The sequence below is a fragment of the Arcobacter sp. L genome, assembly GCF_000284235.1.
GTDB classification, from domain to species: domain Bacteria; phylum Campylobacterota; class Campylobacteria; order Campylobacterales; family Arcobacteraceae; genus Aliarcobacter; species Aliarcobacter defluvii.
Genome location: NC_017192.1, coordinates 1 through 26,111, shown reverse-complemented (window position 1 = coordinate 26,111; position 26,111 = coordinate 1). Strand labels below are relative to the sequence as shown.

Sequence of the window (26,111 nt, the reverse complement as noted above, 5' to 3'; positions counted from 1 at the left end):
GAAAAAAAATGAAAAAGATAATTTTAGGATTAGTATTTTTATGTTCAAGTATATTTGCTGGTCAAGTAAATATAGCTGTTGCTGCAAATGTTAGTTATGCAATAAATGAACTTATTGCAGAATTTAATAAAACAAACCCTGATACAAAAATTCAAGTTACATTAGGAAGTAGTGGAAAATTAACTGCTCAAATTAAAAATGGTGCTCCATTTAATATTTTTATGGCTGCAAATATGAAATTCCCTGAGTCTTTATATGAAGATAAAATTGCAATTACAAAACCTGTTGTTTATGCACAAGGTGCTTTAGCTATGTTAAGTTCAAAAGAACTTGATTATTCAAAAGGTATAAATTTAATTAAAGAAGATTCAATTTCTAAAATTGCAATCGCTAATCCTAAAACTGCTCCTTATGGAACAGCAGCTGTTGAAGCAATTAAAAATGCAAATTTAGAAGAAGCAACTAAAGATAAATTTGTATACGCAGAATCAATTTCACAAACAGTTACTTATGCAACAACTGCTGCTGATATAGGCTTTATTGCAAAATCATCTTTATATGATGAAAAATTATCAAAATATAAAGAAAATGTAAATTGGGCAAGTGTTGATCCAACTTTATATACACCGATTAAACAAGGTATTGTAATCATTAATAATGCAGTTGATAATGCAGAAGTTAAAGCATTTTATGACTTTATTTTAGGTGAAAAAGCTAAAAAAATATTTGTTGATTATGGATACATTGTAAAATGAATAAATTAGTTGCAACAATAAAAAAAATAAATTCTATTGATAGTTTAAATATTGTTGAGTTCGATTTTTTTGGGAAAAATCTAAAAATGATGAGTTTAGATTTAGGCAAAAATATACAAATTGACAAAAAGGTAACTCTTAGTGTTAAACCAACAAATATAATTATTGCAAAAAATTTATTTGGAGAGATTAGTTTATCAAACCAATTTGTTGCAACTATTCAAAAGATAGAAAATGGTCACCTTCTATCTAACATAATATTAAAAATCAATGATACTTATCTTGAAAGTATTATAACTGTAGATTCATCTAAAAAGATGAATCTACAAAAAGATGAAGATGTTTTAGTTTTAATTAAAGCAAGTGATTTATCTATTCAGGATGTTTTAGATGATTGAATTGTTAAAAAATATAGAGTTTGAACCTTTTTTAATATCTTTTAAATTAGCTGGTATCACTACTTTGATTTTGTTTTTTATAAGTCTTCCAATTGCATGGTACTTATCTCAAACAAAATCAAAATTAAAACCTTACTTAGAAGCTGTTACTGCCTTACCTTTGGTTTTACCACCTTCAGTTTTAGGATTTTATATACTTTGGGCTTTATCATATAATTCACCAATTGGAGCTTTTTTTGAAGAACATTTTGGAATAAAACTTGTTTTCAATTTTTATGGTTTAATTATTGCTAGTTGTTTTTATAGCTTACCATTTATGGTTCAACCTATGCAAAGTGGCTTAGAAAGTATCAATAAAAATTTATTAGAAGCAAGTTATATAAGTGGGAAAAGTAAATTTCAAACTCTTTTTAGAATTGCTATCCCAAATATAAAACCTTCTTTAATGACTGCTATTATAGTAACTTTTGCACATACAGTTGGAGAGTTTGGAGTTGTGTTAATGGTTGGAGGAAGTATTCCAGGAGAAACAAAAGTTGCATCAGTTGCAATATATGAATTTGTTGAAATTATGGATTATACAAATGCACATATTTACAGTTTAATTATGGTAATTCTAAGTTTCTTAACTCTTCTTGGAGTTTATATATTTAATGGAAAACAAAAAAAGTTAACAGGTTTACATAAATGATAGAAATTAATATAAATAAATTACTTCATGGTTCAAATGGTGAAATGAATTTAGATGTAAATCTAAAAATAAATAAGGGTGAATTTATTGCTCTTTCTGGTTTTAGTGGTAGTGGGAAAACTACACTTTTACGAATACTTGCAGGACTTGAAGAGGCTAAAGGTACTTTAAAAATTGATAATGAACTTTGGCTTGATGATAAGTTTAGTTTAGCTCCACAAAAAAGAGATATTGGTTTTGTATTTCAAGATTATGCACTTTTTCCTAACTTTTCAGTAATTGATAATCTTTTATATGTAAAAAAAGATATAGACTTAGCAAATAAATTGCTTGAAATGACAGAAATGACGGAATTAAAAAATAGATATCCAAATACATTAAGTGGAGGACAAAAACAAAGAATTAGTTTATGTAGAGCTTTAATGAATAAACCAAAACTTTTATTGATGGATGAACCTTTATCTGCACTTGATCCAGAAATGAGAACAAAATTACAAAATGAAATATTAACTTTACATAAAGAGTTTAATACCACAACTATTATGGTAAGTCATGACCCAAGTGAAATGTATCGCTTGGCATCAAGAGTTGTTGTTTTAAATCTTGGGAAAATCATAAATGATGGTTTTCCTAAAGATATTCTTCTTAAAACAAAAGGTAGCCAAAAATTCTCATTTGAAGGTGAACTACTTGATATTGTAAAAATAGATGTAATTCACGTTGCAATTGTATCAATAGGTCAACAATTAGTAGAAGTTGTTGTAGGAAATGAAGAAGCAGCAAATTTAAAAATAGGGCAAAGTGTAAGTGTTAGTACAAAAGCATTTACACCGATGATGCAAACTTTATAATGAAAACTGCATTATTTTGCCTATTTGAAAATTGGGAAAATAATTATCAAAAAGCAATCACTGAACAACTTGATTTAATTTGTTACTGTGAAGATTTAGGTTTTGATGAAGCTTGGATAACAGAACATCACTTCAATAATTTTAGTGTCATTCCTTCTCCACTCACTGCTGTTTCTTATCTTTTAGGAAAAACTAAAAGTATAAAAATAGGAACAGCCGCTATTTTACTCCCTTTATACAATCCTATAAAACTTGCAGAAGAAATTGCTATGATAAAAGCATTTGATGAAAATAGATTTTTATATGGAATTGCAAAAGGAGCATTTCCTATTTATGATAAAACTTTTAAAGCAGATGCTTTCACAAATAGAGAAGTTATGTTTGAAGCAAATGAATTAATTCACAAACTATTAAATGAAGAACTTGTAACTTTTAAAGGTAACTTCTTTACTTGTGAAAACATTTCAATAAGACCAAAATTAAATGAACCAATAAATACATATATCGCTTCTGAATCTTTTGAAGCAATAAAAGAAGCTGCTACAAAAGGTTATGGATTGATTGGAAGTATTGGAATAAGTAAAGAAAAAATAAAATTTATATTTGATACATATAAAACATTTAATCCAACAAAACCTTTATCTTTTAGAGTTGCAAGAGGTATAAATATTGGCGTTAACAAAGAAGAGATTATAAAAGAGTCCCAATATTGTACAGATTTATTTTTAAAATCAATGAGAGCTTCAAAAGATACAAGCCCAACTTTAGTAAAACTTTTAACAAATGAATATATAGACATACGAAATAAACTTTTTGATAGTAATAAACTTTTTGAAAATGCAATTTGTGGCACACCAAAAGAGTGTATTGAACAAATCAAAGCTCTAAAAAAAGAGTTTGATATAGAAGCATTATTACTAAAACCACTTACAACTTCAACAAAAAAAGCAAAAGAGATATTAAATTTATATACAAAGGAGGTAAAACCTTATGTTTAAAATCTTACTTTTAATATTTAGTTTTTATCTATATAGTAATGCCGTTATTTTTGAAGATATGTTTAAAGAAAAAAGTGAAATAAAAGATGATATAAAAAAGATTTATGCTTCAAATCCTGTACTTTTATACTCTTTGTATGCTGTGGATAAAAGTAAAATTGCTGGATTAAATTTTCCATTTAATGAAAATGAAGCTAAATTTTTAGATGAAAAAACGAAAAATCTTCCAGTTCTTGGTGGTTGGTTTGGGCAAGGAAAAACTCCAAATAGTGAAATGATTTTACAAATAAATCCTGATGTAATTTTATTGACAGATAATACAAAAAAATTAGGAGATGAAAAAATAAAAGCCTCTTTAGGTGGAGCTAAAAATATCCCTCTAATTTATCTAAAATCAAATAGTTTAGAGGAATTAGTAGATTCTTTTTTATATATTGGAAAATTAACAAATAATGAGAAAAGAGCAAAAGAGTTAGAAAATTATGGGAAAGAGAGTTTAAATTTAGCAAAAGAAGTTTCACAAAAAGCTTCTAAAAAACCTAAAGTTTATTATGCTGAGGGGAAAAATGGACTTGAAACAGAATGTAACACTTCAATTCATTCTGAACTTATAAATTTAGCTGGTGGAAAAAATGTTCATCAATGTGAAACAACAAATCTTTTTGGAAAAGAAGCTATAAATTTTGAACAAGTTTTAGCATACAACCCTGAAATTATTTTGGTTTACGATAAAGAGTTTTATCAAAAAATCTATAAAAATTCCAATTGGAAACATATAGATGCAGTGAAAAATAGAAGAGTATATTTTTTACCTTTTGGTCCTTTTAGTTGGTTTGATAGACCTCCATCATTTATGAAATTATTAGGTTTAAGATGGTTACTTTCTGTTTTTCATCCTGAAGTTTATAAATTAGATATAAATAAAGAAGCAAAAGAGTTTTACTCTTTATTTTTAGGTATAGATTTAAGTGATGAACAATTGAATGAAATAATAGGTAAAAATCTTGAATAAACTAGGATTTTTTATACTAATTATCTTTTTATTTATTTTAATGAATAGTTCCCTTTTTATTGGAAATTATCAAATAACTTTAGATGAATATATAAACTTTTTTAAAAGTTTTATTGGGTTTAACTCAAATATTTCTTTAGAAAAATATGAAATGCTTCAAAGTGTGATTTTTGATATAAGGCTACCAAGGATTATAGCTGCTGTTTTAATAGGAAGCTCACTAGCTATTTCAGGAGCTGCATTTCAAGCTATGTTTGTAAATCCACTTGTTTCTCCTGGGATTCTTGGAGTTCTAAGTGGAGCTTCCTTTGGAGCTGCTCTTGGTATGGTTCTTGGATGGAATTGGTTTTTTATAAACCTTTCTACTTTTTTATTTGGCTTAATTGCTGTTTTATTTGCACTTACTATTTCATTTATTTACTCAAATGCAAAAAATATGATTATTTTAGTTTTAGGTGGAATAATAAGTAGTTCACTTTTTTCTGCATTTTTATCAATAGTAAAATATGCAGCTGATCCATATGATGCACTTCCTGCAATTACTTATTGGTTAATGGGAAGTTTATCTTTTAGTACACCAAACATTGTATGGAATCTTTCCATTCCTATGTTTTTAGGAATGATTATTTTACTTTTTGTATCAAAATATTTAAATGCATTAAGTTTAGGTGATGAAGAAGCTAAAGCATTAGGAGTTGATACAAAAAAAATCAAATTAATTGTAATCATAAGTGCTACTTTTATTAGTGCATTAAGTGTAATTCTTGCAGGAATAATTGGTTGGATTGGATTAATTATTCCTCATATAGCAAGACTTCTTTTTGGAGCTGATAATAAGATAATATTGCCAATAAGTGCAATTTTAGGGGCTACTTTTTTACTAATTGTTGATAATTTTTCAAGAATTATTTTTAGCTTTGAAATTCCTATTGGAATAGTTACAGCAATAATTGGAATACCTATTTTTATAATGGTTTTAAAAAATGCAAAAAAGGGATTTTGATGTTATTAATTGATGCTAAAAATATCTCTTTTTCTTATGGAAATAAACAAATATTAACTAATATAGATTTCCAATTATATCAAGGAGATGTTTTATCTTTAGTTGGACAAAACGGCTGTGGAAAAACTACTTTATTAAAAATACTTTTGGGAATATTTAAATCAAATGGTGAAATAAAAATTCTCTCAAAAAATATAAATGAATACAAAAATAAAGAACTAGCAAAACTAATTTCTTATGTTCCACAAACTCATCAGATTCCTTTTGATTATACTGTATTTGATGTAGTTTTAATGGGAAGATTAGCACATATTGGACTATTTTCAAACTATTCATTAAAAGATAAAGAAATTGCACTTAAAGCTTTAGAAAAAGTAGGGATTGGTCACCTAAAAGATAATATCTACTCAAAAATAAGTGGAGGAGAGCGACAACTAGCCTTTATTGCTCGAGCTTTAACCCAAGAATCAAAAATCATCTTTATGGATGAACCAGTTACTGGGCTTGATTATGGAAATCAACTAAAACTTTTAAAATTTTTAAAAGAACTCTCAAATGAAGGTTACACTTTTGTAAAAACAACTCACTATCCAGACCATGCTTTATATGCTTCAAGCAAAGTAATGATGCTAAAAAATGGTCAAATTTTAGATGTTGGAAATATAAATGAAAAACTAACTTCTACAAATATTAAAAAACTTTATGATGTAGATGTTGAAATTATTTCAAAAGAAAATGGTTACAAATTTTGTATACCAAGTATTTAAAAAGGAGAAAATATGCCACTTATAAAAACAAATTTAGATAGTTTAGATTTTGCAAATTTATATGCTAAACAGATGGAACTCTCAACTTTCAAAGGTAAAAGTAGCCAAGAATGGGATAAAAGAGCAAATAGTATGAATATAAATGTTCATAAAAGTATCTATACAAAAACTTTTGTAGATAAAATTGAAACAACGGATTGTGATTCTTTACTTGATATTGGTTGTGGTCCTGGAACTATTTCTTTGGCAATGGCTTCAAAACTAAAAGAGATTTATGCATTAGATTACTCTTTAGGAATGTTAGATTGTGTAAAAGAAAATTGCAAAGAAAAAAATATAGAAAATTTAAAAACAATTCATAAATCTTGGTATGACGATTGGGAAGATGTTCCAAATGCAGATATTGTAGTTGCAAGCCGTTCAATGGAAGTAAAAGATATAAAAGATGCTTTAATAAAACTAAACTCAAAAGCAAATAAAAGAGTTTATTTAACTACAAAAGTTGGTGGCAGTTTTATTGATACTGAGATTCTAGCTCAATTAAAAAGAGAGATTATTCCAAGACCTGATTATATTTATTTAGTTAATGTTTTACATAGTATGGGAATATTTGCGAAAGTTGATTTTATAAAAAGTGAAAACAATAAGTTTGAAAGTTCAACATCTGAAGAGTTTGTAGAAAAAGTTGGTTGGAGTTTAGGTGAATTAGATGTTGAAGAAAAAAATGTTTTAAAAGAGTATTTTAATTCAACATATAAATATAAAAAAACAGCCGATTATATAAACTGGGCAATGATTTCATGGGAGAGTAAAAAATGAAAAAACTACTACTTATTTTACTTTTTCTTACCTCTTTATTTTCAAAAGATGTTTCATATGAAACAAATGAGTTAAAAATCGAAGCTTTAGTAGAAAAAAAATTGGTTCTAAATATGGATAAACTACAAGAGATAAACGATTTGCGAACAGGTTCAAAAACCATAACTCTTACAAAAAATGACACAACTTATGAAGGTGTTTTGCTAAAAGAGATAATCGACCAAGCAAAAATAAATGTAAAAAATAGAAAAGATTTAAACAAAGTCTATATTATGGCTATTGCTAGTGATAACTACAAAGTATTATTTTCTTGGAATGAACTATTTAACTCTAAAATTGGTGACAATGTTCTTATATTTTTAAAAAAGAATGGAAAGTTACTTGATAAAAATGAAGGAAAATTAGCACTTATTAGTGTTGAAGATATAAATGAAAATCCAAGACATATAAAATGGCTCGAAAAAATTATAGTAAATAAAATTGATTAAAAGGAGAAATGATGTTTAAAAAAGTTTTATTGATTGTTATAACTTCGATTTTAGCTCTTAATGCAGCTGATTTGAAAGTAGCAGCAGGTGCAGGTTATAAAAAACCTTTGATGGAGATTTTTAAAGAGTATGAAAAAGTTGGTGGTAAAGTTGATGGTGTTTTTGGACACTTAAAACAAGTGACAACACAAGCAACACAAACAAATATACCTTTGATTATTGGAGATAAAAAATTTTTGGAAACTAAAAGTGGACTAAAATTTAAAGATTATGTACTTTTAGGTGAAGGTGAACTTGTTGTTGTTTATCCAAAAGATAAAAAACTATCATCAGTTGAAGATTTAACAAGTGAAAACATAAAAAAAATCACTATTCCTGATCCATCAAAAGCAATATATGGAATAGCAGGAAAAGAGTTTTTAAAAAATGCTAATTTAGAAGAAAAACTAAATAATAAACTTATAATTGTTGCAACTGTACCACAAGCTATGACTTATATACTTACAAATGAAGTTGATGCTGGATTTGTAAATCTTTCAGAAGCAATTGCAAATAAAGAAAATATTGATGGCTTTATTAAAATTGATAAAAAATACTACACTCCAATAGAAATCGTTGCTGGAAAACTTGATAGCTGTAATGAAAGTTGCGAAGAATTTGCAAATTTCTTAACTACAAAAACAGCAAAAGAGATATTTAAAAAATACGGTTTATAATGAATTTTGATTTTGCACTTATATTTGAGCCATTTTTATTAAGTCTGAAAACTATCAGTGTAAGTGCATTTTTATTTATAGTTATTGGTATTCCAATAGCTTATTTACTTGCAAAAGAAAATCTAAAATTCAAATGGTTACTAAATACAATAGTAACTCTTCCTTTAATCTTTCCACCAATTGCTGTTGGTTTTTTTCTTCTTTTGATTTTAGGAAGAAACGGTTTTATTGGAAGTTTTTTTTATAAATTTGATATTAGTTTGATTTTTAGTTTCAGTGGAATTGTAATTGCTGCATTTATCGCAGGTCTTCCACTTATGGTAAAACCTTTACAAGCTAGTATTGAACTTTTTCCAAAAGATATAAAAGAAGCTTCATATATAAGTGGAAAAAGTGAATTAAAAACTTTTATATTTATTGTATTGCCAAATATAAAAAATAGTTTGATTGTTGCACTTTTAATCTCAACTGCAAGAGCTTTAGGAGAAGTTGGAATTACTTTGATGTTAGGTGGAAATATCATAGGAAAAACTGATACTATTTCCCTTGCTATTTATAATGCTGTATTTGATGGAAACTATAATTTAGCTATGATTTTAAGTGGTATATTGGTTTTTATATCAGTGCTTTTTTTTATTGCACTAAATTTTTTTGAAAAGAGAAAAAATGTTTAATTTATCAATTAGTGAATTGGAAAAATATATTCAAGATGATTTACCATATTTTGATTTAACTACAAGTTTACAAAATGTAAATAATAAAAAAGCTCAAATTGAAGTTTATACAAGAGAAGATATTATCGTATCATGTAGTGAAGAAGCAGCAAAAATCGCTGAACTTTTGAATTGTAAAGTAGAATTTTTTGAAAAAAGTAAAACTAAAATCCAAAAAGGAAATACAATTCTAAGATTTTCTGGTGATTATGAAGATATACATAAAGCTTGGAGATTAACTCAAATTCTTTTAGAATATAGTTGCAAAATAAGTACATATTCCTATCAAATGAAAGAAAAAATAGAAAAAACAAATCCAACTTGTGAACTTCTAACTACAAGAAAAACTTTTCCTTTTTCAAAAAGATTTTGTATAAAAGCAGCTATTTGTGGAGGAGCGATGCCTCATAGATTAAATTTATCTGAAAGTGTACTATTTTTTGAAGGTCATAGAATTTTATATAAAAACAACGAAGAGTTTTATGAAGATTTAAAAAGAATAAAAACAAAAATACCAGAAAAAAAACTAAATGTTGAAAGTGATAATCTACAAGATTGTATAAATCTAATGAAAATTGGTGTTGATGTTCTTCAACTTGATAAAATAGATTTTGAAGAACTTGAGAAAATCATAAATTACAAAAATGAAAATTTCCCAAATGTTAAAATTTTAGTTGCTGGTGGAATAAATCTATCAAATATTGAAAAATATGCTTCATTTAAAATAGATGGAGTGGTTACAAGTTCTGTTTATAATTGTGGAATGGCAAATATTAGCAGTAAATTAAAAATAATATAGGGAAATTCCCCATATTATTAAGCTATTAAGATTACACTTGAAGCTTTAAATATTGCATAAGCTTCTTCTGAAGCTTTGATAGATAAATCTTCAATAGCATCATTTGTCACAATTGCAGAAATTACACTTGTTCCTAAAGAAAGTTTTACTTCACTATTAACAGCACCTTTTATAACTTCTACAACTTTACCTTTTAATACATTTCTAGCTGTTGTTTTTACAGCATCTTTTGTGATTATAATTGAAGATGCTTTAATAATTGCAGTTATATTATCATTTAATTTTGCTCCTAAAGATTCTATTCCATCTTTTGTAACTGTTGCACTTATTGTTACCTCAGGAGAAACTGTGATTTTAACTTCACTCATTACAGCACCATTGATAATATTTGTAATTTTTCCACTTAACTCATTTCTTGCACTTGTTTTCATCTCAATCCTTTTACTATAAATTATAAGAAAATTCTAAACTTTAAATTATAAATTCAAGCTTAATCTAGTTATTTATTTATAAATATATTGTATATTAATTAGACATCGTTGCTTATATATATGCCTAAACAACGATAATTTAATACTTTAGTAAAATAAATTTAAGTTAGTAAATAAAAATTATTTTTATAGTACTTTTATACTATGGAACACTTATTGCATATAATTAATACACCCTTTAAGCTTAGAAATAAAAAGAACAATTTTTGTTCTTTTTATTTGCAAGAAGTTCTTAAAATAAGTGTATTTTATAAATAAAAAGAGTTAAGATTATGATTGCTACATTTGATGATACTTACAATTTTGCAAAAAAATTTGCTCATTATAAAGATTTCTATGTAAAACACAATGATTTAATATTTTCAAAACTAGGGCTAGGTACTTTTAATAAAGAGCCTTATAAAGAAGAAAACTATCTATTTCACTATATAGCTGGTGTAAAAGAAGCTATAAAAAGTGGTATTAATCTTATAGATACAGCAAGTAACTATAGATATGGACAAAGTGAAAAAGAGATTGGTATTGCTTTAAAAGAACTATTTGAAGAGGGTGATACAAAAAGAGAAGAGTTAATAATATGTTCAAAAGGTGGATTTATTCAACTTGATTATCCATTTCCACAAAATCCTTATGCTTGGATTGAAGAAAATATTATTAATACTTCATTGGCAAAACTTGAAGATATAGAACTTGACCAACACTGTATGACACCTGATTATTTAGAGTGGTCATGTCAAAAATCTTTAGAAAATCTAGGTGTAAAAACACTTGATATCTATTTTTTACATAATCCAGAAATACAAATAAGTAAACTAGGGTATAAAAATTGGTTAAAGAAAATCGAAACAATATTTAAAAGATTTGAAAAAATGGTAACTAAAGGAATGATAAAATCTTATGGTGTTGCCGTTTGGAATGGTTTTATTGATAAAAGTACAAATGAACATATCAATTTAGAAGATTTAGTTGAAATAGCTATTAAAGTAGGTGGAGAGAATCACAACTTTAAATATATTCAAACACCTTTTAACATGGCAAAAACTTCAATTTATACGATGCCAACACAAACTGTAAAAGGTGAAGAGTGTACTTTACTTCAAGCAGCGCACCGATTAAAAATAGGAGTAATTTCAAGTTCTTCACTTTTACAAATGAATCTATTTAAAAAATCATTTAATGCCCAAGTTGGTTACTTGCTTGATTCTAAAATGGTTTTAGAAAATGACATCCAACTAGCACTTCAATTTGTTCGCTCAACTCCTGGATTGATTTCATCGCTTTTTGCATCAAAAGTTCCAGTACATATTAAAAAGAATTTAGAAATCACAAAAGTTCCTGCAACATCAAGAGCTAAATATGATTTAATGTATCGAGTATAAATGATTTATGATGTAATAGTAGTTGGAGGTGGAATTGCAGGATTAATGGCTGCAATTGAAGCTAAAAATGAGAATAACAAAGTTGCCCTAATCACAAAAGGAAATGTTTTTAAATCTAACTCTTCAATGGCAAGTGGTGGAATAAATGCAGTACTTGACTCAAATAATACAAAAGAGATAAACCAACATGTAAATGATACTTTGATTTCAGGAAAAGGTTTAGGAAATAAAAAAGCTATCACTTACATGTGTAAACAAGCCTCTAAAATAGTAAATAAATTAGTTGAATATGGTGTAGAGTTTGATAGAAATGAAGATGGAACAATAGCTCAACGACCTTTTGGTGGAGGAAGTTCAAATAGAACTTGTTATGTTGGAGATAAAACAGGAAGTGCAATTACGATGGCACTTATAAAAAAGGCTAAAGCTAAAGGCATAACTTTTTTACCAAACAACTATATTTTAAATCTTGCAAAATATCAAGATAGAGTAAGTGGAGTAGTATCTTTAAATAAAGAAAATTCACAAGTAATGATATATTCATCAAAAGCTGTTATTTTAGCAGGTGGTGGATATGCTGGTATTTATAGAGGTTTTTCTACAAATGCTCCTGATTATACGGGAGATTTATTAGCTGTTGCATTACGAGCTGGATTATATTTAAAAGATATGGAATTTGTTCAATTTCATCCAACTGGTTTTGTAAAAACAAACTATTTAGTAACTGAAGCTGCAAGAGGTGAGGGTGGTTACTTAGTTAATAGTGATGGAAATAGATTTGTAAATGAACTTGATACTAGAGATAAAGTTGCAAGGGCCATTTTAAAAGAGCAACTTGAAGGTAAAAAAGTTTTTATGGATTTAAGACATCTTGGAGTTGAAAAAATTCAGCAAAAACTACCATCTTTATACAATGCAGCATTAAACCAAACGGGAATTAATCTATCAGAAGAACTACTTGAAATAAAACCCGTAGCTCACTATACAATGGGTGGAGTTGATGTAAATATGACAAAATGTGAACTAAAAGGTTTATATGTTTGTGGCGAAATGGCATCAAATGGAGTTCATGGAGCAAATAGACTTGGAGGAAACTCTTTACTTGAAGGTTGTGTATTTGGTGAATTAGCTGGAATAGAAGCACTAAAGTTTTCACAAGAAAATGAATACTCACCAATAGATTATAACACTGTAATAAAAGATATAGAGATGATAGATTTTATTTTTTCTAGTGATACAACAAAAAACTTCAATGCAATTAGAATAAATTTAGGAAAAACACTTTTTGAAAAAGTTGGAATTATCAAAAATGAACTAAGCCTTACTTTGGCTTTTGATTATATTAAATATTTAAGGCAAATTTCTTATACCCTTCACTGTATAAATAAAGAAAAAAACAATAATGTCGAACTTACAGCTATTTTAGAATTAAGAAATGCTCTAGAAATTTCTGAAGCAATAATTCTAAGTGCTTTAAAAAGAAAAGAGAGCCGAGGAGCTCATTTTAGAGAAGATTTTCCTACAACTTCTAAAGAATATAATAGAAGTTTTGTAGTTAAAGAGCTAAAAAAAGGTTTCTTTAAAATTTCATTCAAGGAGAATGATATTTTAAAAATTATCAAAAATTTATTTATAAATAAGGAGTAAAAAATGGCAAAAGTAATGTTAAGAGAAGTGGATGGAATTGTATCGTTTTATTTTCCAAAAAAAGATATGGAAGAAACTATTGAAGAAATAGAGTTTGATACAGAAGAAAACTGGGGTGGAAATGCTGTTTTATCAAATGGTGAAACATGGTGGATTCAACCAGGAGCTAAAAAATTACCTAAAGAAGAAGTTTGTAAAAAAATTTCAGATTAATACTGGTTACTTATTATACAAATGGCTGTTCATTTAGTCATATTAACTAACTATAATTAAACTAAAAATATTGAGGAGGCATAGATGTTTGATAAATCTGCCTGTATGGGCTGTCTTACCATAAGAGAGCTAACAACACTATATGAAATATCATCAATTATTTCTAATCATTATGATTTACAGACTTCTTTAGAAAAGTCTATGAGGATATTAAAACATAGTCTAAATTTAGACAATTGTGTTGTACATATTTTAGAAGATGATGTTTTAAATGTTTTTGCTTCTATTGAATTGTCAAAGTTCCAAAAAACTTTATCTAGTTATAAAGTAGGTGAAGGTGTTACTGGAATGGTAATAGAATCAAAAGAACCAGTAGTAGTTGAAAATATTCATAATAATTCTCTTTTTTTGAATAAATCAGGAAAAAGAGATTTTAATGGTAAATCTTATGTTGCAGTTCCATTAATGATTGACAATGTTGCTATTGGTGTTTTAGGAACTGTTATAACAAAAACAGCTGAAATTGAACTAGACGATACAGTTAGAATTTTGACAATTGTAAGTTCAATTTTTGCACAGACTATTCACTCTTATCAACTAAACAAAAAAGAGAAAGATAGACTTCAAGAGTTAAAGCTTTACTATAAAATGGAGTGGGATTCAAAAGTACATAACTTTGGAGATATTATAGGTGATAGTCCAAAAATGCAACAAGTGTTCAAAGTTATTCAAAGAATCGCTCAATCTGATGTTACTGTACTTGTTAGAGGTGAAACGGGAACAGGAAAAGAGTTAGTTGCAGCAGCAATTCACAAAAGAAGTAATAGAAAAGATGAACCATTTATTAAATTAAACTGTGCAGCAATTACAGATACTTTACTTGAAAGTGAACTTTTTGGTCATGAAAAAGGTGCATTTACAGATGCAAGAGAGACAAGAAAAGGAAGATTTGAACTTGCTGATGGTGGAACTTTGTTTTTAGATGAGATTGGAGATATTAGTGCATCTGCTCAAGTAAAACTGCTAAGAGTTTTACAAGAAAGAGAGTTTGAAAGAGTAGGCGGAAGTAAAACAATAAAAGTAAATGTTAGACTTGTTGCAGCAACAAATAGAAATTTAGAAGAGATGGTAAAAGATGGTAAATTTAGAGAAGATTTATATTATAGATTAAATGTAATTCCTATTGATTTACCTCCACTTAGAGAACGTGGTGAAGATATAAAACAACTTGTAAATTTCTTTTTAGAACGTTCAATGAAAAATCATAAAAAAATGGTAACCATAACAGATGAAGCAATGGAAGCTTTATGCAACTATCCATGGCCTGGAAATGTTAGGGAACTTGAAAATACAATTGAAAGAATTGTTCTTATGGGAAATGAAGAAGGAATTAGTAAATATGATATGTTATTACTACTTCCAGCACTAAATGATCAAAAGTTAAAAAGTGATTATAAACCTATTTCAAAAAGAACTTTAACTTTAGATGAAATGGAAAAAGAAGCAATTATTGAGGCACTTGAGAATAATGACTATAATCATTCAAATGCAGCAGCTGAGTTAGGTATAACTCTTAGACAAATAGGGTACAAAATAAAAAAATATGAAATCTAAAATAATATATAAAAATGAAGAGATGGAATTAACTGATGATTTTATTGATATTGGTTATATGGCTGAAAATTTTGAAGCAATAGATATTAATAAAAATGTGATTGAAATAAAAAGAGCTAGTCCAAATAGAAATATACAAATATTTATGTCTTTTCCTTCATTTGATGAATTTTTAAATGAAATTGTAAATTTTGATGAATTTATGAATAATGCAAAAGTTGATATTTTTACTTATATAATTTTTAATAAAGAGTTTGAAATTCCTTATAAATTTAAAAAACTAATTCCAATATTTGATATAAATGAAGAGTTCGCTTCTATGTACGGAACAAAAATTGTAAGTGGTACATTAGATAATAAATTAACAAAAGCACTTTTTTTAATCGGTAAAGATGGTGCCATTTATCATATTGATATGCCTAGTGATTTAGAAAAACCTTTAGATATAGAAAGAATTAGGGTTGAACTAAACAAAGTCTATCAGTCATACACAGGAGCAGGTTGTCATGGATAGTATAGTTGAAAAGATAAAAAGTGGGGAACTTATTCCGTTCTTAGGAATGGGAATATTTGGAGATACAAAATGTAAGGATGGGTCAACTCTTCCTTATGATAGCGATTCAATGATTTTAGCTTTGAATAATGGTAGAGCCATGAGTCCAAGACTTATGTATGAGTATAGCCGAGCTGCTATGAGTTTAGAACAAAGAAAAGGTAGAGAGTTCATTATTCAAATGACAAATCATATCTACTCTTCAAAAGAGTATGAAATTCCAGATACTTACAAATGGTTAGCAACTTTAAAACCAAAATATGTAATCGATACAAATATGGATGATAGCTTACAAAAAATCTATAGTGACTGTAATCACTTCTTAATTACAGGTGTATCAAGAATAACTGCTGATTGGGACAGATATCTTATTTATTTTTACGATGTTGATACAAAAGCTTATACAAGAGTAGAAAAAGATAAATTAACTTTAGATTTACCTATTTTATTTAAACCAATGGGTTCTACAAAACCTGAAATGAACTTCATCATCTCTGATGCTGATTTTGTTGATTGGTTAACTGAAGCTATGGGTGGGTATGCAATGCCTGAAATTTTAAAAGAGTATAGAAAAAATAAAGAGTATCTATTTTTAGGTGTGGATTTTTCAAGAGATACTTTTAGAATGGTTACTAATGAAGTTACTATTGGTCTAGAAAGTGGAATTGTTTTATTTAACAAAGATGAATTAACTAAAAAAGAGGATAAATTTATTAAAACTCATAATTTGACATCGTTAAATATGAGTATTAATGAGTTTATAAAAAGCCATGAGTGAAATACATAATTGCGACTTCTGTGGAAAAGAGATAACAGAAGTAAAAAAAATATTCTCTAGTGAAGAGGCTCACATTTGTGATGAATGTGTAACTATGTGTGCAAAAGTTTTAGAAAAAGAACTTATAAAAGATAACAAAAAAGAGTTCCAAAAAGGACTTAGTGTTCCAGTTAAAATAAAAGAACATTTAGATGATTATGTAATTGGACAAATTGAAGCAAAAAAAGTTCTAGCAGTTGCTTTATATAACCACTATAAAAGAATTGATAAACCAATAGTTAAAAATGTTGAGATTGAAAAATCAAATATAATGCTAATAGGACCTACAGGTTCTGGAAAAACACTACTTGCAAAAAGTTTAGCAAGAATTATGGATGTTCCATTTGCCGTTGCAGATGCAACAGCTTTAACTGAAGCTGGTTATGTTGGAGAAGATGTTGAATCAATACTTTCAAGACTTCTTGCAGCTGCTGATTTTGATGTGGAAAAAGCAAAAAGAGGTATTGTTTATATCGATGAAATAGACAAAATTGCAAATAAAAGTGAAAGTTCAACAAGTGGAAGAGACGTTTCAGGAGAAGGAGTTCAACAAGGACTTTTAAAAATTCTTGAAGGTGCTGAAGTTTATGTTCCTGTAAAAGGAAGTAGAAAGAATTCTAGTGCTGAAACAATTCTTTTTGACACTACTCACGTACTATTTATTTGTGGTGGAGCATTTGTTGGTTTAAGAGAAGATGATAGCCCAAAAAAAACTAAAAAAGCCCCTAAAATGGGATTTTTGAAAAAAGAAGATATCCAAGAAAATAGAAAAGCAATTGAAGCAAAAGAGTTAATATCTTTTGGTTTAATTCCTGAATTTATTGGAAGAATACCTGTTATTGCAGAACTTAATAAACTTTCAAAAGAAGATTTAATACGTGTTTTAAAAGAGCCTAAAAATGCAATCACAAAACAGTATGAAATCTTATTTGAATTAGATGGTGTTGAACTTGTTTTCACTGATGATGCACTTGAAAGAATTGCTGAGATTGCTTATGAAAAAGATGTTGGAGCAAGAGGATTAAGAGGTATTATAGAAAATATAATGCTTCCTTTACAATATATTATTCCTTCTGAAGATAATTTGGAAAAATGTATTATTACAAAAGAGTATATAAACAAAGAAAAAGATATTGAGTTAGTTTATAAAGAAAATAATGATATTCAAGAATCAACAAAAGAGATTTTATTCAAAAAAATAGTTAACTAATTTTAGAATGGAATAGCTTTTGCAACGTCATATTTATATTTTTATAAAAAAGGATAGAAAATGGCAGTTAAAATTACAGAAGAATGTATAAGCTGTGAGGCCTGTGCTTCTGAATGTCCAGTTGCAGCTATATTACCAGATGGAAATGAAAAAAATCCAAAAGATGGGATTTTATATGTAAAACCTGAATCATGTGTTGAGTGTGTTGACCATGCTGATTCTCCAAGATGTGCTGAAGCATGTCCAACTGAAGGTGCAATTGTTTGGGATATGCCTTACACAGTTGACTTCAATTCTTATTATTTAACTGGAAATGAAAAAGGTGAATATAAAATTAGAGAACATAAAGCAAAAGGGTTAATGCTTCCAGAAGTTAAAGAGCAAAAATTTAGAGCTGATATAACAATGGCTACAAGAGAAGCTCACGCTAACGTATCTGATTTTTAATATTAAAACAAAGGTTTTTCCTTTGTTTTAAACTACTAAAGCAATAAATAAATATCTAGAAAACTTCGAAATAACTACTAAAATCATAAACTTCTTAAAATCATATTTTAAAATACCTGCTACAAAAGTTATTGGATCACCAATTATTGGTAACCATGAAAATAAAATTGTAATAAAACCATATTTATCAAAATATTTTTTTGAAATATTTATATATTTTTCATTTAAAAGCTTTTTTTCTATTAGATATTCTTCACCTTTTAAACCTAAAAAATAATTTATTATTGAACCTAAACTATTTCCTAAAGTAGCAAAAAACAGTAATAAATATATATTATATCCTTCTTTAATATCATAAATAAATAATGCTTCACTTCCTAAAGGAAACAAAGTTGCAGATATTAAAGCAGAAAAAAATAGTATTAAATAAACCATACATCTCTTTTATTATAAATTAAAGATTGCTAAGATATAATTCCACTTCTTAGAGAAGAACATTGAAAATACTTTGGTATTTTGAATGCTCTTCTTTAGACCTTTTCAAGCATTTCTAAAGACAACGCCCCAGGATGGGAACATAGCAAGGCACCTTTTTTAGTGTTGTGTTTGGGTATCTGGAGAAGAGTACTTTATGTACTCTTTTTTTTGTAAAAAATCAAATCAAATCTTCAAAATTAGCATCTAAAATTAACAATTTTTTTTCAATTTTATTATAAATAAATCTTCTATCACCTTTTTTTATTGCATTAAAAATTATATGTTTAATTTCTAATTCTGTTTTATTTTCACGTTTCATTAAAATAAAAAAATCTTTCAAAGATAAAAAACCACTTGATTGTTTTTGTTTCTCATCAACTTTATTTGCAATTTGAGGTTTATATATTGAACGCATTTCATTAAATGCACTTTGAAGCAATTTTATCTCTGAATTAAAAACCTCTATTATTCTTTTTTGATTTTTTTCAAGTCTAAAAATTTCTGAGATATACTGTTTTTTCATCCATTTCATAGATTTCTTTAAAAGTTCAATTTGTTCATTTTTTACTTCAATAATTGCTTCAAAATTATTAGAATTATTAGAAGTTATTGGTTCAATTTTTTCTTGTGAGTTATAATTTTTTTGGCTGTCATCAACATAAACAAAAATTTTTCCATCTTTTTTGATTGATTTTAATTGATTTTTTTTAATACGATAATGTATTCCTTGTAAAGATAAGCCCAATATTTCAGCAGCTTGTGAAGTTGTTACTAATCTTTCCAAGGTTTAATTCCTATAATTTTGAGCTATCTATTTCAATAACAGTGTGTACATTTCCTCTTGGTTTAAAGTCAGCAATAACTTTAAGCCATTTTGGCTCTAATTTACTATTTAAAGTATCAAAAATTTCATTTGCTGAATTTTCATGCGAAATATATCTATTCATAAAAGAATTAATATAAATTTTTAAAGCTTTTAATTCAATAACTTTTTTGTTTGGAGTATATTGTATTTTAATTGTTGCAAAATCTGGATAACCACTTCTTGGACATTTTGCCATAAATTCAGGTAATTCAATATCAATTATATAATTTTTATCATGTTCATTTGGCCAAAAATTTTCATCTTTATTAATATCAAATTCTAAAATCTCTTTTTCACCATATTTGATTTCCATATCTTTACTAACCTTTATAAATATAAAATTTTTGCCAATTTTATCCAAAATTGCCTTATAAGTGTTACTTATTGAAAAAACTAATTATTTAAAGTATAATTTTTAACTATTCCAATAATATAAGAGAGAATTATATGAAAAATAAAATTTATGATATAGTAATTATCGGTGGAGGACCAGGAGGAATTGGTTGTGCGATTGAAGCATCTGCTCATAAAATAGGTAATATTCTATTAATTGAAAAAACAGAAAATCACTCAAACACAATAAGAAAATTTTATAAAGATAATAAAAGAGTTGATAAAGATTATAAAGGTCAAGTTATAACTTTACAAGGAAATGTTGATTTTTTTGATGGTACAAAAGAGACAACATTGGATTATTTTAATGATTTGTTAGATAATGAAAAAATAGATTCAATATTCAACACTGAAGTTGAAAAAATTACAAGAAATCAAGAAACAGATTTATTAGAAGTTCATACATCAAAAGGTTTAATTCAAACAAAAAATGCAATAGTAGCTATTGGTAAAATGGGAAAACCAAATAAACCTGATTATAAAATTCCTCCATCTATTAAATCACAAGTTGGTTTCAATTTAGATAAATGTTCATCAAATGAAAAAATATTAGTTGTTGGTGGAGGAAATAGTGCAGCTGAATATGCTTATCATCTTGCTGATCAAAATAACAATGTGACTTTAGTATATAGAAAACCTACTTTTACAAGATTAAATGATCTAAATGAAGAGCTTTTAAATAAATATAATGGTGAAGAAAAACTTAGACTTAGAATGAATACTGATATTGAATCACTGGAAAATGAAGAAGGAAAAGTAAAAGTTCTTTTTACAGATGGCTTTACTGTTCTTTATGACAGAATAATATATGCAATTGGAGGAACAACACCTATTGATTTCTTAAAAGCCTGTGGAATTGAAGTAGATGAAGATTTAAAACCTATATTTGATAAACATCAAGAAACAACTGCAAAAGATATATATGTGGCTGGAGATATTGCATTTGCAAGTGGTGGTTCAATTGCTATTGCTTTAAATCATGGTTATCATATTGTAAATAACATTTTGAGAAAAAGAGGGGAGATTTTTTCTTTTACAGAAAATTTTTCAAAATAAAAAAAGCATAGTAAAAACTATGCTTTAAAAAAATTAAACGTCTAAGTGTTCAACGTCTTTTGCGTGTTCTTCAATATAATTTCTTCTTGGTTCTACTTCATCACCCATAAATAAAGTAAATGTATCTGAAGCAATTTCTGCATCTTCAATTTTTACTCTTAAAAGTCTTCTATTATCAGGGATCATAGTTGTTTCCCATAATTGTTCAGGATTCATTTCCCCTAAACCTTTATATCTTTGAATATATGCACCTTTTTTAGCAAGAGTTTCTATATCATCTAATATTTCTAATAAATCTCTTCCTTCAAAAACAGTTAAATCTCTTTCTATTAATTTATTATAAATGTATGTAGCTTCACTAAAATATGGTGATGCAAATAACTCTTCATCAATTATTAATTCTTCTAAACCTTCATTTGTTTGAACAAATAATTGAATTTTATCATCAAGAACAGTTTTTGATAAGATGTTATAACCTTTAGCATCTAAAAATTCTTTTACTTTTTCATATAAAGATGAAAAATCTAAATTAACTAATTCATTATTTTCAATTAAATATTTTAAAACTTCAAGTAAAGAATATCTTTTTCCTAATTGTCCTAACATACTTCTATATCTTGCAACAATTTTAAATAAATCAAGTAAATCATTGTAACCTAAACCTTCAAAAGTAAATGATTCTAAACCATTTTCAATTAAAAATGCAGATAATGCTGTATCATCTTTTAAATATATTTCATTTTTACCTTTTTTATATCTATAAAGTGGTGGTTGTGCAATATATAAATAACCTTTTTCAACTACAGGTCTTAAAAATCTAAAAAAGAAAGTTAATAATAAAGTTTGAATATGACTACCATCAACATCGGCATCCGTCATAATTATAATTTTATGATATCTTATTTTTTCATCATCAAAATCTTCACCAATTCCACAACCTAAAGCTGTAATCATATTTCTAATTTCATCAGATTTAAGAATCTTATCAAGTCTACTTTTTTCAACATTTAAAATTTTACCTTTTAGTGGTAAAATTGCTTGGAAAACTCTATCTCTTCCTTGTTTTGCTGAACCTCCAGCAGAATCTCCCTCAACCAGATATAATTCTCTAATTGCTGGATCTTTACTTTGACACTCTGCAAGTTTACCTGGAAGTGTTCCAACTGTCATAGCATCTTTTTTTCTAGTTAAATCTCTTGCTTTTTTAGCAGCTTCTCTACCTCGTGCAGCCATTAAAGCTTTTTCCATAATAGCTTTAGCTTGAGTTGGATTTTCTTCAAAATATTTATCTAATGCATCACCAGTTAATTTTTGAGTAATTGCTTTTACATAAGAAGAACCTAATTTACTTTTTGTTTGTCCTTCAAATTGAGGTTCAGGAACTTTTACTGAAACAACTGCAATTAAACCTTCTCTTACGTCATCACCAGTAATTTTTGTATCTTTTTCACGTGCTGCTGCATTCTCATTTAAATATTTAACAATACTTCTTGTAAGACCTGCTTTAAATCCAGCTTCATGAGTTCCTCCGTCAATTGTTCTAATATTATTTACAAATGATAAAGTTTTTTCAACATAAGTTTCATTATACATAACTGCAATATCAACTTCAACACCATCAATATTATCATTAAATGCAACAGAATCACAAATTGCAGTATCTTTATTTAAATCTTCAACAAATTGTTTAATTCCACCTTCAAAGTGATAAACTTCTTTAGTTTTAGTTATTTCATTATCTAAAGTTATAGATATAAAAGAGTTTAAATAAGCAACTTCTCTAAATCTTTTTGCTAATACTGCAAATTCGTATTTAGTAACTTCAAAAATAGAATCATCAGCTAAAAATTCAATTGTAGTACCAGTTTTTCTTGGACTATCTCCAATAACTTCCAATGAACCTTGAGGAATACCGCATTTAAATTCTTGATAATGAATTTTTCCTTCTCTATAAATTGTCATTTTTAAGTGTTTTGATAATGCATTTACAACAGAAACCCCAACACCGTGAAGTCCCCCAGAAACTTTATAAGTATCTTTATCAAATTTTCCACCAGCATGAAGAACAGTTAATACAACAGTTGCAGCACTTATACCTTCACCTTGGTGTATAGCTGTAGGAATTCCTCTTCCATCATCTTCAACTTTAATCCAATGATCTTTTGTCATAGTAATTTTTATATTTTTACAATAACCAGCCATTGCTTCATCAATAGAGTTATCAACTACTTCATATACTAAATGATGAAGACCATTTGTATTAGTATCACCAATATACATTCCTGGTCTTTTTCTAACAGCTTCAAGACCTTTTAAAACTTTAATGTTATTAGCACCGTATTCTTGTTGACTCATTATAGATTTCCTTATTTTTGTTTAATTTTTATTTTTCTAAAACTATTGGCATTACAATAGTAAAAAATTTATCATCTTCAAGTAAAAATGGTAAATTTGATTCATTAAATCCAATTTTGATTTTTTCATTATTTGACATACTTAAAAAGTCTAATAAATATTTTGCATTAACAGCTAAATAAAACTCTTTATCAATATTTAAATCAATATCAATTTGAGTTTTTGCTTCACTATCTTCATCTAATGATTCAAAAATTATTGATTTTGAATTAAATGTAATTTTAATATTTGAAAATAGAGATGTTACAAGTTTAATTGATTCTACAAGCATATTTTTTGGTAATGGAAAATTGTATTTTAATGTTGCAGGAATAATTCTTTCATAATCAGGAAATTTACCATTTATTAATTTTGTAAAAAATTTAGTTTGTTCGCTTGAAATTACTAAGTTTGTGTCATCATAAGAAATTTTTGCTTCATCTAAAAATAGTTTTTGAATTTCAATAATTGCTTTTTTAGGAATAATAAATTGTGCTTCATCATTATTTATATTTTGTAAAAATGAAACTGCTAATCTTCTTGTGTCAGTTGAAACAAAATTAATTTTTTGACTTTTTATATCAAGTAAAGCACCATTTAATTCAAATTTTGGATTATTATTATCAATTGCAGGTGTAATTTTTCTAATAGAATTTATAAAATTTATTGTTGACATAGATAATTCTTTTAAATTTTCTGATTTATTTAATGATGGAAATTCATTTGCATCATATGTTGGTAATTTAAAAGTTGATTTATTTTGTTTAATAATTAAATTGTTATTTGAAGCTTCTATATTTATTTCTTCATTTTTTAATCTTTTAATTATTCCTAATAAATTTGAACCATTTACTGTTGCTTTTCCATCAACTGTATCTAAAATATTATCTATGTGAGATTCTAATCCTATTTCATAATCAGTTGCTTTTATGATTAATTTAGCATTATTAATTTCTAAATAAATATGTGATGTTATTGAACTAGAATCTTTTTTTTCTAAAAAAGGTTGCATTGAAGCTATTACATTTTCAAAAATACTTTTAGTGATTACAAACCTCATTTTTCTCTCCTATATTTTTTATTTAATTTAGTAAAAGTAGTAGTGTATGTGAAAAGATGAAAACACTTCTTAAAGCACTGATATAGCGAACTTTTACCAGTGATTAAAAAACTCAATGTATTCACATCTTTTCACATAAGTCTTTAAAACTTTTTGTTTTAAAAGCTTTTACTACTCCTTATTTATGATTTTATTTTTTAAATTTTCAATGATTAATTTAAAGTTTTCATCTTTTTCAATTAATTCATTTGCTTTTTTAATATTATGCGAAATTGCACTGTGATCTTTCATACCTAAAAACTTTGCAATATCTGGCATAGAGTTGTGAGTTAACTCACGTGCAAGATATATTACTATTCTTCTAGCATTTGCAACTATTGCTGTTCTTTTTTTAGATTTAATGTCACTTGGTTTAATATTTAATTGATTTGCAACGATATTAATAACATCAGGAAGTTTGATGTTTTCTTTTGTCTCTTTAATTTGTTCTTTTAATAGACTTTGAACCATTGGAAGAGTGATTTCTTGATTTAATAAAGAAGCACTAGCGTTAATTCTGATTAATACACCTTCAATTTCTCTAATTGAATTATCTAAAGTTGTTGCAATAAAATTGATAATTTCTCTACTTAAGTGTATTCCATTTAATTCAGATTTTTTTTCAATAATTGCAATTTTTGTTTCAAGTCCTGGAATTTGAACATCAGCTGTTAATCCCCATTCAAATCTAGATTTTAATCTATCAACAAGTCCTGCAATTTGTGAAGGAAGTCTATCACTTGTCATAACAATTTGTTTTTTTGCATTGTGAAGTTCATTAAAAGTGTGAAAAAATTCTTCTTGAGTTTGTTCTTTTCCAGATAAAAACTGAATATCATCAATTAAAAGTACATCACATTTTCTATATTTATTTCTAAAATGTTCCATATTTTTGTTTTTTATTGAAAAAGTAAAATCATTCATAAATTGTTCAATTGTTACATAAATAACAGTGCTTCCTTTTTCAATTGCATGATTTCCAACTGCTTGTAAAAGGTGTGTTTTTCCAAGACCCGTCCCACCATAAATAAAAAGTGGATTGTATTGAGTTCCAGGTTTGTTTGCAACAGCTAAAGAGGCATTATATGCCATTTGATTAGATGGTCCAACTACAAATGAATCGAATGTGTAAGATGGGTTAAGTATCGTACTTTCGGCAGTTTCATTTTTTACTTTTTCTGAAATAATCTCTTTTTTAGATTTTTTTTCACCGGCAAGCTTTATTTCAATTGATGGCTTTGAACCATCATAAATTTCAAAACAGTGTTGAATTAAATTTGTAAATTTACTCTTTATCCAAGAGGCAATATACTTGTTATTTACTTCAAAAATGGCAATTTTTTCATCAGAAGAAACTTTTTTATATACCAATTGTTTTAGGTATCTTTCATAGTCAACTTTGTTTGCTTCTTTTTGAATAATTGTTAAAAAATCTTTGCTTGTCAT

29 protein-coding genes are annotated in these 26,111 nt (G+C 26.9%); 22 read left to right on the top strand and 7 right to left on the bottom strand.

The window, feature by feature from the left end; translation table 11 throughout:
• Positions 1-8 precede the first annotated feature (8 nt).
• The 13 genes from modA (ABLL_RS00145) to modD are packed head-to-tail and all read left to right on the top strand — an operon-like array spanning position 9 to position 10,010.
• The gene (gene modA / locus ABLL_RS00145; RefSeq protein WP_014472745.1) at positions 9-755 is read left to right on the top strand and encodes a molybdate ABC transporter substrate-binding protein; all 747 of its coding nucleotides are present in this window, start codon (positions 9-11) and stop codon (positions 753-755) included.
• Positions 752-1,153 (top strand): molybdopterin-binding protein, encoded by a 402-nt coding sequence (locus ABLL_RS00140; RefSeq protein ID WP_014472744.1) that lies wholly within the window; start codon positions 752-754, stop codon positions 1,151-1,153. The genes modA (ABLL_RS00145) and ABLL_RS00140 overlap by 4 nt, the downstream gene beginning before the upstream one ends.
• Positions 1,146-1,844, top strand: coding sequence for a molybdate ABC transporter permease subunit (modB, locus tag ABLL_RS00135; RefSeq protein ID WP_014472743.1), 699 nt, complete (start codon positions 1,146-1,148; stop codon positions 1,842-1,844). The genes ABLL_RS00140 and modB (ABLL_RS00135) overlap by 8 nt, the downstream gene beginning before the upstream one ends.
• A complete protein-coding gene (locus tag ABLL_RS00130; RefSeq protein ID WP_014472742.1) occupies positions 1,841-2,695 on the top strand; it encodes an ABC transporter ATP-binding protein in 855 nt (284 codons plus the stop codon). Before modB (ABLL_RS00135) ends, ABLL_RS00130 begins: the two co-directional genes overlap by 4 nt.
• Positions 2,695-3,693 carry an LLM class flavin-dependent oxidoreductase gene (locus ABLL_RS00125; protein WP_014472741.1) on the top strand — a complete coding sequence of 333 codons (999 nt, stop codon included), beginning with the start codon at positions 2,695-2,697 and terminating at the stop codon, positions 3,691-3,693. The genes ABLL_RS00130 and ABLL_RS00125 overlap by 1 nt, the downstream gene beginning before the upstream one ends.
• Complete coding sequence (locus ABLL_RS00120) at positions 3,686-4,705, top strand: ABC transporter substrate-binding protein (protein ID WP_014472740.1); 1,020 nt, start codon at positions 3,686-3,688, stop codon at positions 4,703-4,705. The genes ABLL_RS00125 and ABLL_RS00120 overlap by 8 nt, the downstream gene beginning before the upstream one ends.
• The gene (locus ABLL_RS00115; protein WP_014472739.1) at positions 4,698-5,708 is read left to right on the top strand and encodes an iron ABC transporter permease; all 1,011 of its coding nucleotides are present in this window, start codon (positions 4,698-4,700) and stop codon (positions 5,706-5,708) included. The genes ABLL_RS00120 and ABLL_RS00115 overlap by 8 nt, the downstream gene beginning before the upstream one ends.
• Entirely contained in the window at positions 5,708-6,475 is a 768-nt protein-coding gene (locus ABLL_RS00110; RefSeq protein WP_014472738.1) for an ABC transporter ATP-binding protein, read from the top strand. The genes ABLL_RS00115 and ABLL_RS00110 overlap by 1 nt, the downstream gene beginning before the upstream one ends.
• Positions 6,476-6,487: 12 nt before the next feature.
• Positions 6,488-7,294: a class I SAM-dependent methyltransferase gene (locus tag ABLL_RS00105; protein ID WP_014472737.1), complete on the top strand. Its 807-nt coding sequence runs from the start codon at positions 6,488-6,490 to the stop codon at positions 7,292-7,294.
• Complete coding sequence (locus ABLL_RS14575) at positions 7,291-7,782, top strand: molybdopterin-dependent oxidoreductase (protein WP_014472736.1); 492 nt, start codon at positions 7,291-7,293, stop codon at positions 7,780-7,782. The genes ABLL_RS00105 and ABLL_RS14575 overlap by 4 nt, the downstream gene beginning before the upstream one ends.
• Positions 7,783-7,793: 11 nt before the next feature.
• A complete protein-coding gene (gene modA, locus ABLL_RS00095; RefSeq protein ID WP_014472735.1) occupies positions 7,794-8,498 on the top strand; it encodes a molybdate ABC transporter substrate-binding protein in 705 nt (234 codons plus the stop codon).
• Positions 8,498-9,172 (top strand): molybdate ABC transporter permease subunit, encoded by a 675-nt coding sequence (gene modB / locus ABLL_RS00090; RefSeq protein WP_014472734.1) that lies wholly within the window; start codon positions 8,498-8,500, stop codon positions 9,170-9,172. Before modA (ABLL_RS00095) ends, modB (ABLL_RS00090) begins: the two co-directional genes overlap by 1 nt.
• Positions 9,165-10,010, top strand: coding sequence for a ModD protein (gene modD / locus ABLL_RS00085; protein WP_014472733.1), 846 nt, complete (start codon positions 9,165-9,167; stop codon positions 10,008-10,010). Before modB (ABLL_RS00090) ends, modD begins: the two co-directional genes overlap by 8 nt.
• Positions 10,011-10,027: 17 nt before the next feature.
• Here modD and ABLL_RS00080 read toward each other — a convergent pair whose 3' ends face one another.
• Complete coding sequence (locus ABLL_RS00080) at positions 10,028-10,441, bottom strand: molybdopterin-binding protein (RefSeq protein WP_014472732.1); 414 nt, start codon at positions 10,439-10,441, stop codon at positions 10,028-10,030.
• Between the two features lie 332 nt (positions 10,442-10,773).
• Here ABLL_RS00080 and ABLL_RS00075 point away from each other — a divergent pair, with 332 nt between their 5' ends.
• From ABLL_RS00075 to ABLL_RS00040, 8 genes are all read left to right on the top strand, one after another.
• A complete protein-coding gene (locus tag ABLL_RS00075) occupies positions 10,774-11,880 on the top strand; it encodes an aldo/keto reductase (protein ID WP_014472731.1) in 1,107 nt (368 codons plus the stop codon).
• The gene (locus ABLL_RS00070) at positions 11,881-13,527 is read left to right on the top strand and encodes an L-aspartate oxidase (protein WP_014472730.1); all 1,647 of its coding nucleotides are present in this window, start codon (positions 11,881-11,883) and stop codon (positions 13,525-13,527) included.
• Positions 13,528-13,530: 3 nt separating this feature from the next.
• Complete coding sequence (gene nifT / locus ABLL_RS00065; RefSeq protein WP_014472729.1) at positions 13,531-13,740, top strand: putative nitrogen fixation protein NifT; 210 nt, start codon at positions 13,531-13,533, stop codon at positions 13,738-13,740.
• Positions 13,741-13,824: 84 nt separating this feature from the next.
• The gene (locus tag ABLL_RS00060; RefSeq protein WP_014472728.1) at positions 13,825-15,354 is read left to right on the top strand and encodes a sigma-54-dependent Fis family transcriptional regulator; all 1,530 of its coding nucleotides are present in this window, start codon (positions 13,825-13,827) and stop codon (positions 15,352-15,354) included.
• Entirely contained in the window at positions 15,344-15,868 is a 525-nt protein-coding gene (locus ABLL_RS00055) for a hypothetical protein (RefSeq protein WP_014472727.1), read from the top strand. Before ABLL_RS00060 ends, ABLL_RS00055 begins: the two co-directional genes overlap by 11 nt.
• Entirely contained in the window at positions 15,861-16,685 is an 825-nt protein-coding gene (locus tag ABLL_RS00050) for an SIR2 family protein (protein WP_014472726.1), read from the top strand. Before ABLL_RS00055 ends, ABLL_RS00050 begins: the two co-directional genes overlap by 8 nt.
• Positions 16,678-17,934: an ATP-dependent Clp protease ATP-binding subunit ClpX gene (gene clpX / locus ABLL_RS00045; protein WP_014472725.1), complete on the top strand. Its 1,257-nt coding sequence runs from the start codon at positions 16,678-16,680 to the stop codon at positions 17,932-17,934. The genes ABLL_RS00050 and clpX overlap by 8 nt, the downstream gene beginning before the upstream one ends.
• Before the next feature lie 60 nt (positions 17,935-17,994).
• Positions 17,995-18,381, top strand: coding sequence for a 4Fe-4S dicluster domain-containing protein (locus ABLL_RS00040; protein ID WP_014472724.1), 387 nt, complete (start codon positions 17,995-17,997; stop codon positions 18,379-18,381).
• 27 nt (positions 18,382-18,408) lie between these two features.
• Here ABLL_RS00040 and ABLL_RS00035 read toward each other — a convergent pair whose 3' ends face one another.
• From ABLL_RS00035 to queF, 3 genes are all read right to left on the bottom strand, one after another.
• Positions 18,409-18,816 (bottom strand): YqaA family protein, encoded by a 408-nt coding sequence (locus ABLL_RS00035; protein WP_014472723.1) that lies wholly within the window; start codon positions 18,814-18,816, stop codon positions 18,409-18,411.
• Positions 18,817-19,036: 220 nt separating this feature from the next.
• Positions 19,037-19,642, bottom strand: a complete 606-nt coding sequence (locus ABLL_RS00030; RefSeq protein WP_014472722.1) for a helix-turn-helix domain-containing protein — start codon at positions 19,640-19,642, stop codon at positions 19,037-19,039.
• Between the two features lie 10 nt (positions 19,643-19,652).
• Complete coding sequence (queF, locus tag ABLL_RS00025; protein WP_041654956.1) at positions 19,653-20,030, bottom strand: preQ(1) synthase; 378 nt, start codon at positions 20,028-20,030, stop codon at positions 19,653-19,655.
• A gap of 140 nt (positions 20,031-20,170) precedes the next feature.
• On the opposite strand from queF, the gene ABLL_RS00020 reads away from it, so the two are divergent.
• Positions 20,171-21,172, top strand: coding sequence for an NAD(P)-binding domain-containing protein (locus ABLL_RS00020; protein WP_014472720.1), 1,002 nt, complete (start codon positions 20,171-20,173; stop codon positions 21,170-21,172).
• Positions 21,173-21,205: 33 nt separating this feature from the next.
• Here the strand turns inward: ABLL_RS00020 and gyrB are convergent, their stop codons facing one another.
• From gyrB to dnaA, 3 genes are all read right to left on the bottom strand, one after another.
• Entirely contained in the window at positions 21,206-23,527 is a 2,322-nt protein-coding gene (gene gyrB / locus ABLL_RS00015; protein ID WP_014472719.1) for a DNA topoisomerase (ATP-hydrolyzing) subunit B, read from the bottom strand.
• Between the two features lie 28 nt (positions 23,528-23,555).
• Positions 23,556-24,626, bottom strand: coding sequence for a DNA polymerase III subunit beta (dnaN, locus tag ABLL_RS00010; protein ID WP_014472718.1), 1,071 nt, complete (start codon positions 24,624-24,626; stop codon positions 23,556-23,558).
• Positions 24,627-24,797: 171 nt separating this feature from the next.
• Entirely contained in the window at positions 24,798-26,111 is a 1,314-nt protein-coding gene (gene dnaA, locus ABLL_RS00005) for a chromosomal replication initiator protein DnaA (protein WP_014472717.1), read from the bottom strand.

What these genes read in the sequence shown, in the direction of transcription:
- ABLL_RS00080 (WP_014472732.1), bottom strand. Translation starts at nt 10,441, where the DNA reads ATGAAAACAAGTGCAAGAAATGAGTTAAGTGGAAAAATTACAAATATT.
- dnaN (WP_014472718.1), bottom strand. Translation starts at nt 24,626, where the DNA reads ATGAGGTTTGTAATCACTAAAAGTATTTTTGAAAATGTAATAGCTTCA.
- ABLL_RS00105 (WP_014472737.1), top strand. Translation starts at nt 6,488, where the DNA reads ATGCCACTTATAAAAACAAATTTAGATAGTTTAGATTTTGCAAATTTA.
- ABLL_RS00035 (WP_014472723.1), bottom strand. Translation starts at nt 18,816, where the DNA reads ATGGTTTATTTAATACTATTTTTTTCTGCTTTAATATCTGCAACTTTG.
- ABLL_RS00070 (WP_014472730.1), top strand. Translation starts at nt 11,881, where the DNA reads ATGATTTATGATGTAATAGTAGTTGGAGGTGGAATTGCAGGATTAATG.
- ABLL_RS14575 (WP_014472736.1), top strand. Translation starts at nt 7,291, where the DNA reads ATGAAAAAACTACTACTTATTTTACTTTTTCTTACCTCTTTATTTTCA.
- ABLL_RS00060 (WP_014472728.1), top strand. Translation starts at nt 13,825, where the DNA reads ATGTTTGATAAATCTGCCTGTATGGGCTGTCTTACCATAAGAGAGCTA.
- gyrB (WP_014472719.1), bottom strand. Translation starts at nt 23,527, where the DNA reads ATGAGTCAACAAGAATACGGTGCTAATAACATTAAAGTTTTAAAAGGT.
- ABLL_RS00130 (WP_014472742.1), top strand. Translation starts at nt 1,841, where the DNA reads ATGATAGAAATTAATATAAATAAATTACTTCATGGTTCAAATGGTGAA.
- dnaA (WP_014472717.1), bottom strand. Translation starts at nt 26,111, where the DNA reads ATGACAAGCAAAGATTTTTTAACAATTATTCAAAAAGAAGCAAACAAA.
- ABLL_RS00020 (WP_014472720.1), top strand. Translation starts at nt 20,171, where the DNA reads ATGAAAAATAAAATTTATGATATAGTAATTATCGGTGGAGGACCAGGA.
- ABLL_RS00125 (WP_014472741.1), top strand. Translation starts at nt 2,695, where the DNA reads ATGAAAACTGCATTATTTTGCCTATTTGAAAATTGGGAAAATAATTAT.
- ABLL_RS00050 (WP_014472726.1), top strand. Translation starts at nt 15,861, where the DNA reads ATGGATAGTATAGTTGAAAAGATAAAAAGTGGGGAACTTATTCCGTTC.
- modB (WP_014472743.1), top strand. Translation starts at nt 1,146, where the DNA reads ATGATTGAATTGTTAAAAAATATAGAGTTTGAACCTTTTTTAATATCT.
- modA (WP_014472745.1), top strand. Translation starts at nt 9, where the DNA reads ATGAAAAAGATAATTTTAGGATTAGTATTTTTATGTTCAAGTATATTT.
- modB (WP_014472734.1), top strand. Translation starts at nt 8,498, where the DNA reads ATGAATTTTGATTTTGCACTTATATTTGAGCCATTTTTATTAAGTCTG.
- clpX (WP_014472725.1), top strand. Translation starts at nt 16,678, where the DNA reads ATGAGTGAAATACATAATTGCGACTTCTGTGGAAAAGAGATAACAGAA.
- modD (WP_014472733.1), top strand. Translation starts at nt 9,165, where the DNA reads ATGTTTAATTTATCAATTAGTGAATTGGAAAAATATATTCAAGATGAT.
- ABLL_RS00040 (WP_014472724.1), top strand. Translation starts at nt 17,995, where the DNA reads ATGGCAGTTAAAATTACAGAAGAATGTATAAGCTGTGAGGCCTGTGCT.
- ABLL_RS00075 (WP_014472731.1), top strand. Translation starts at nt 10,774, where the DNA reads ATGATTGCTACATTTGATGATACTTACAATTTTGCAAAAAAATTTGCT.
- ABLL_RS00120 (WP_014472740.1), top strand. Translation starts at nt 3,686, where the DNA reads ATGTTTAAAATCTTACTTTTAATATTTAGTTTTTATCTATATAGTAAT.
- nifT (WP_014472729.1), top strand. Translation starts at nt 13,531, where the DNA reads ATGGCAAAAGTAATGTTAAGAGAAGTGGATGGAATTGTATCGTTTTAT.
- ABLL_RS00110 (WP_014472738.1), top strand. Translation starts at nt 5,708, where the DNA reads ATGTTATTAATTGATGCTAAAAATATCTCTTTTTCTTATGGAAATAAA.
- ABLL_RS00055 (WP_014472727.1), top strand. Translation starts at nt 15,344, where the DNA reads ATGAAATCTAAAATAATATATAAAAATGAAGAGATGGAATTAACTGAT.
- ABLL_RS00140 (WP_014472744.1), top strand. Translation starts at nt 752, where the DNA reads ATGAATAAATTAGTTGCAACAATAAAAAAAATAAATTCTATTGATAGT.
- modA (WP_014472735.1), top strand. Translation starts at nt 7,794, where the DNA reads ATGTTTAAAAAAGTTTTATTGATTGTTATAACTTCGATTTTAGCTCTT.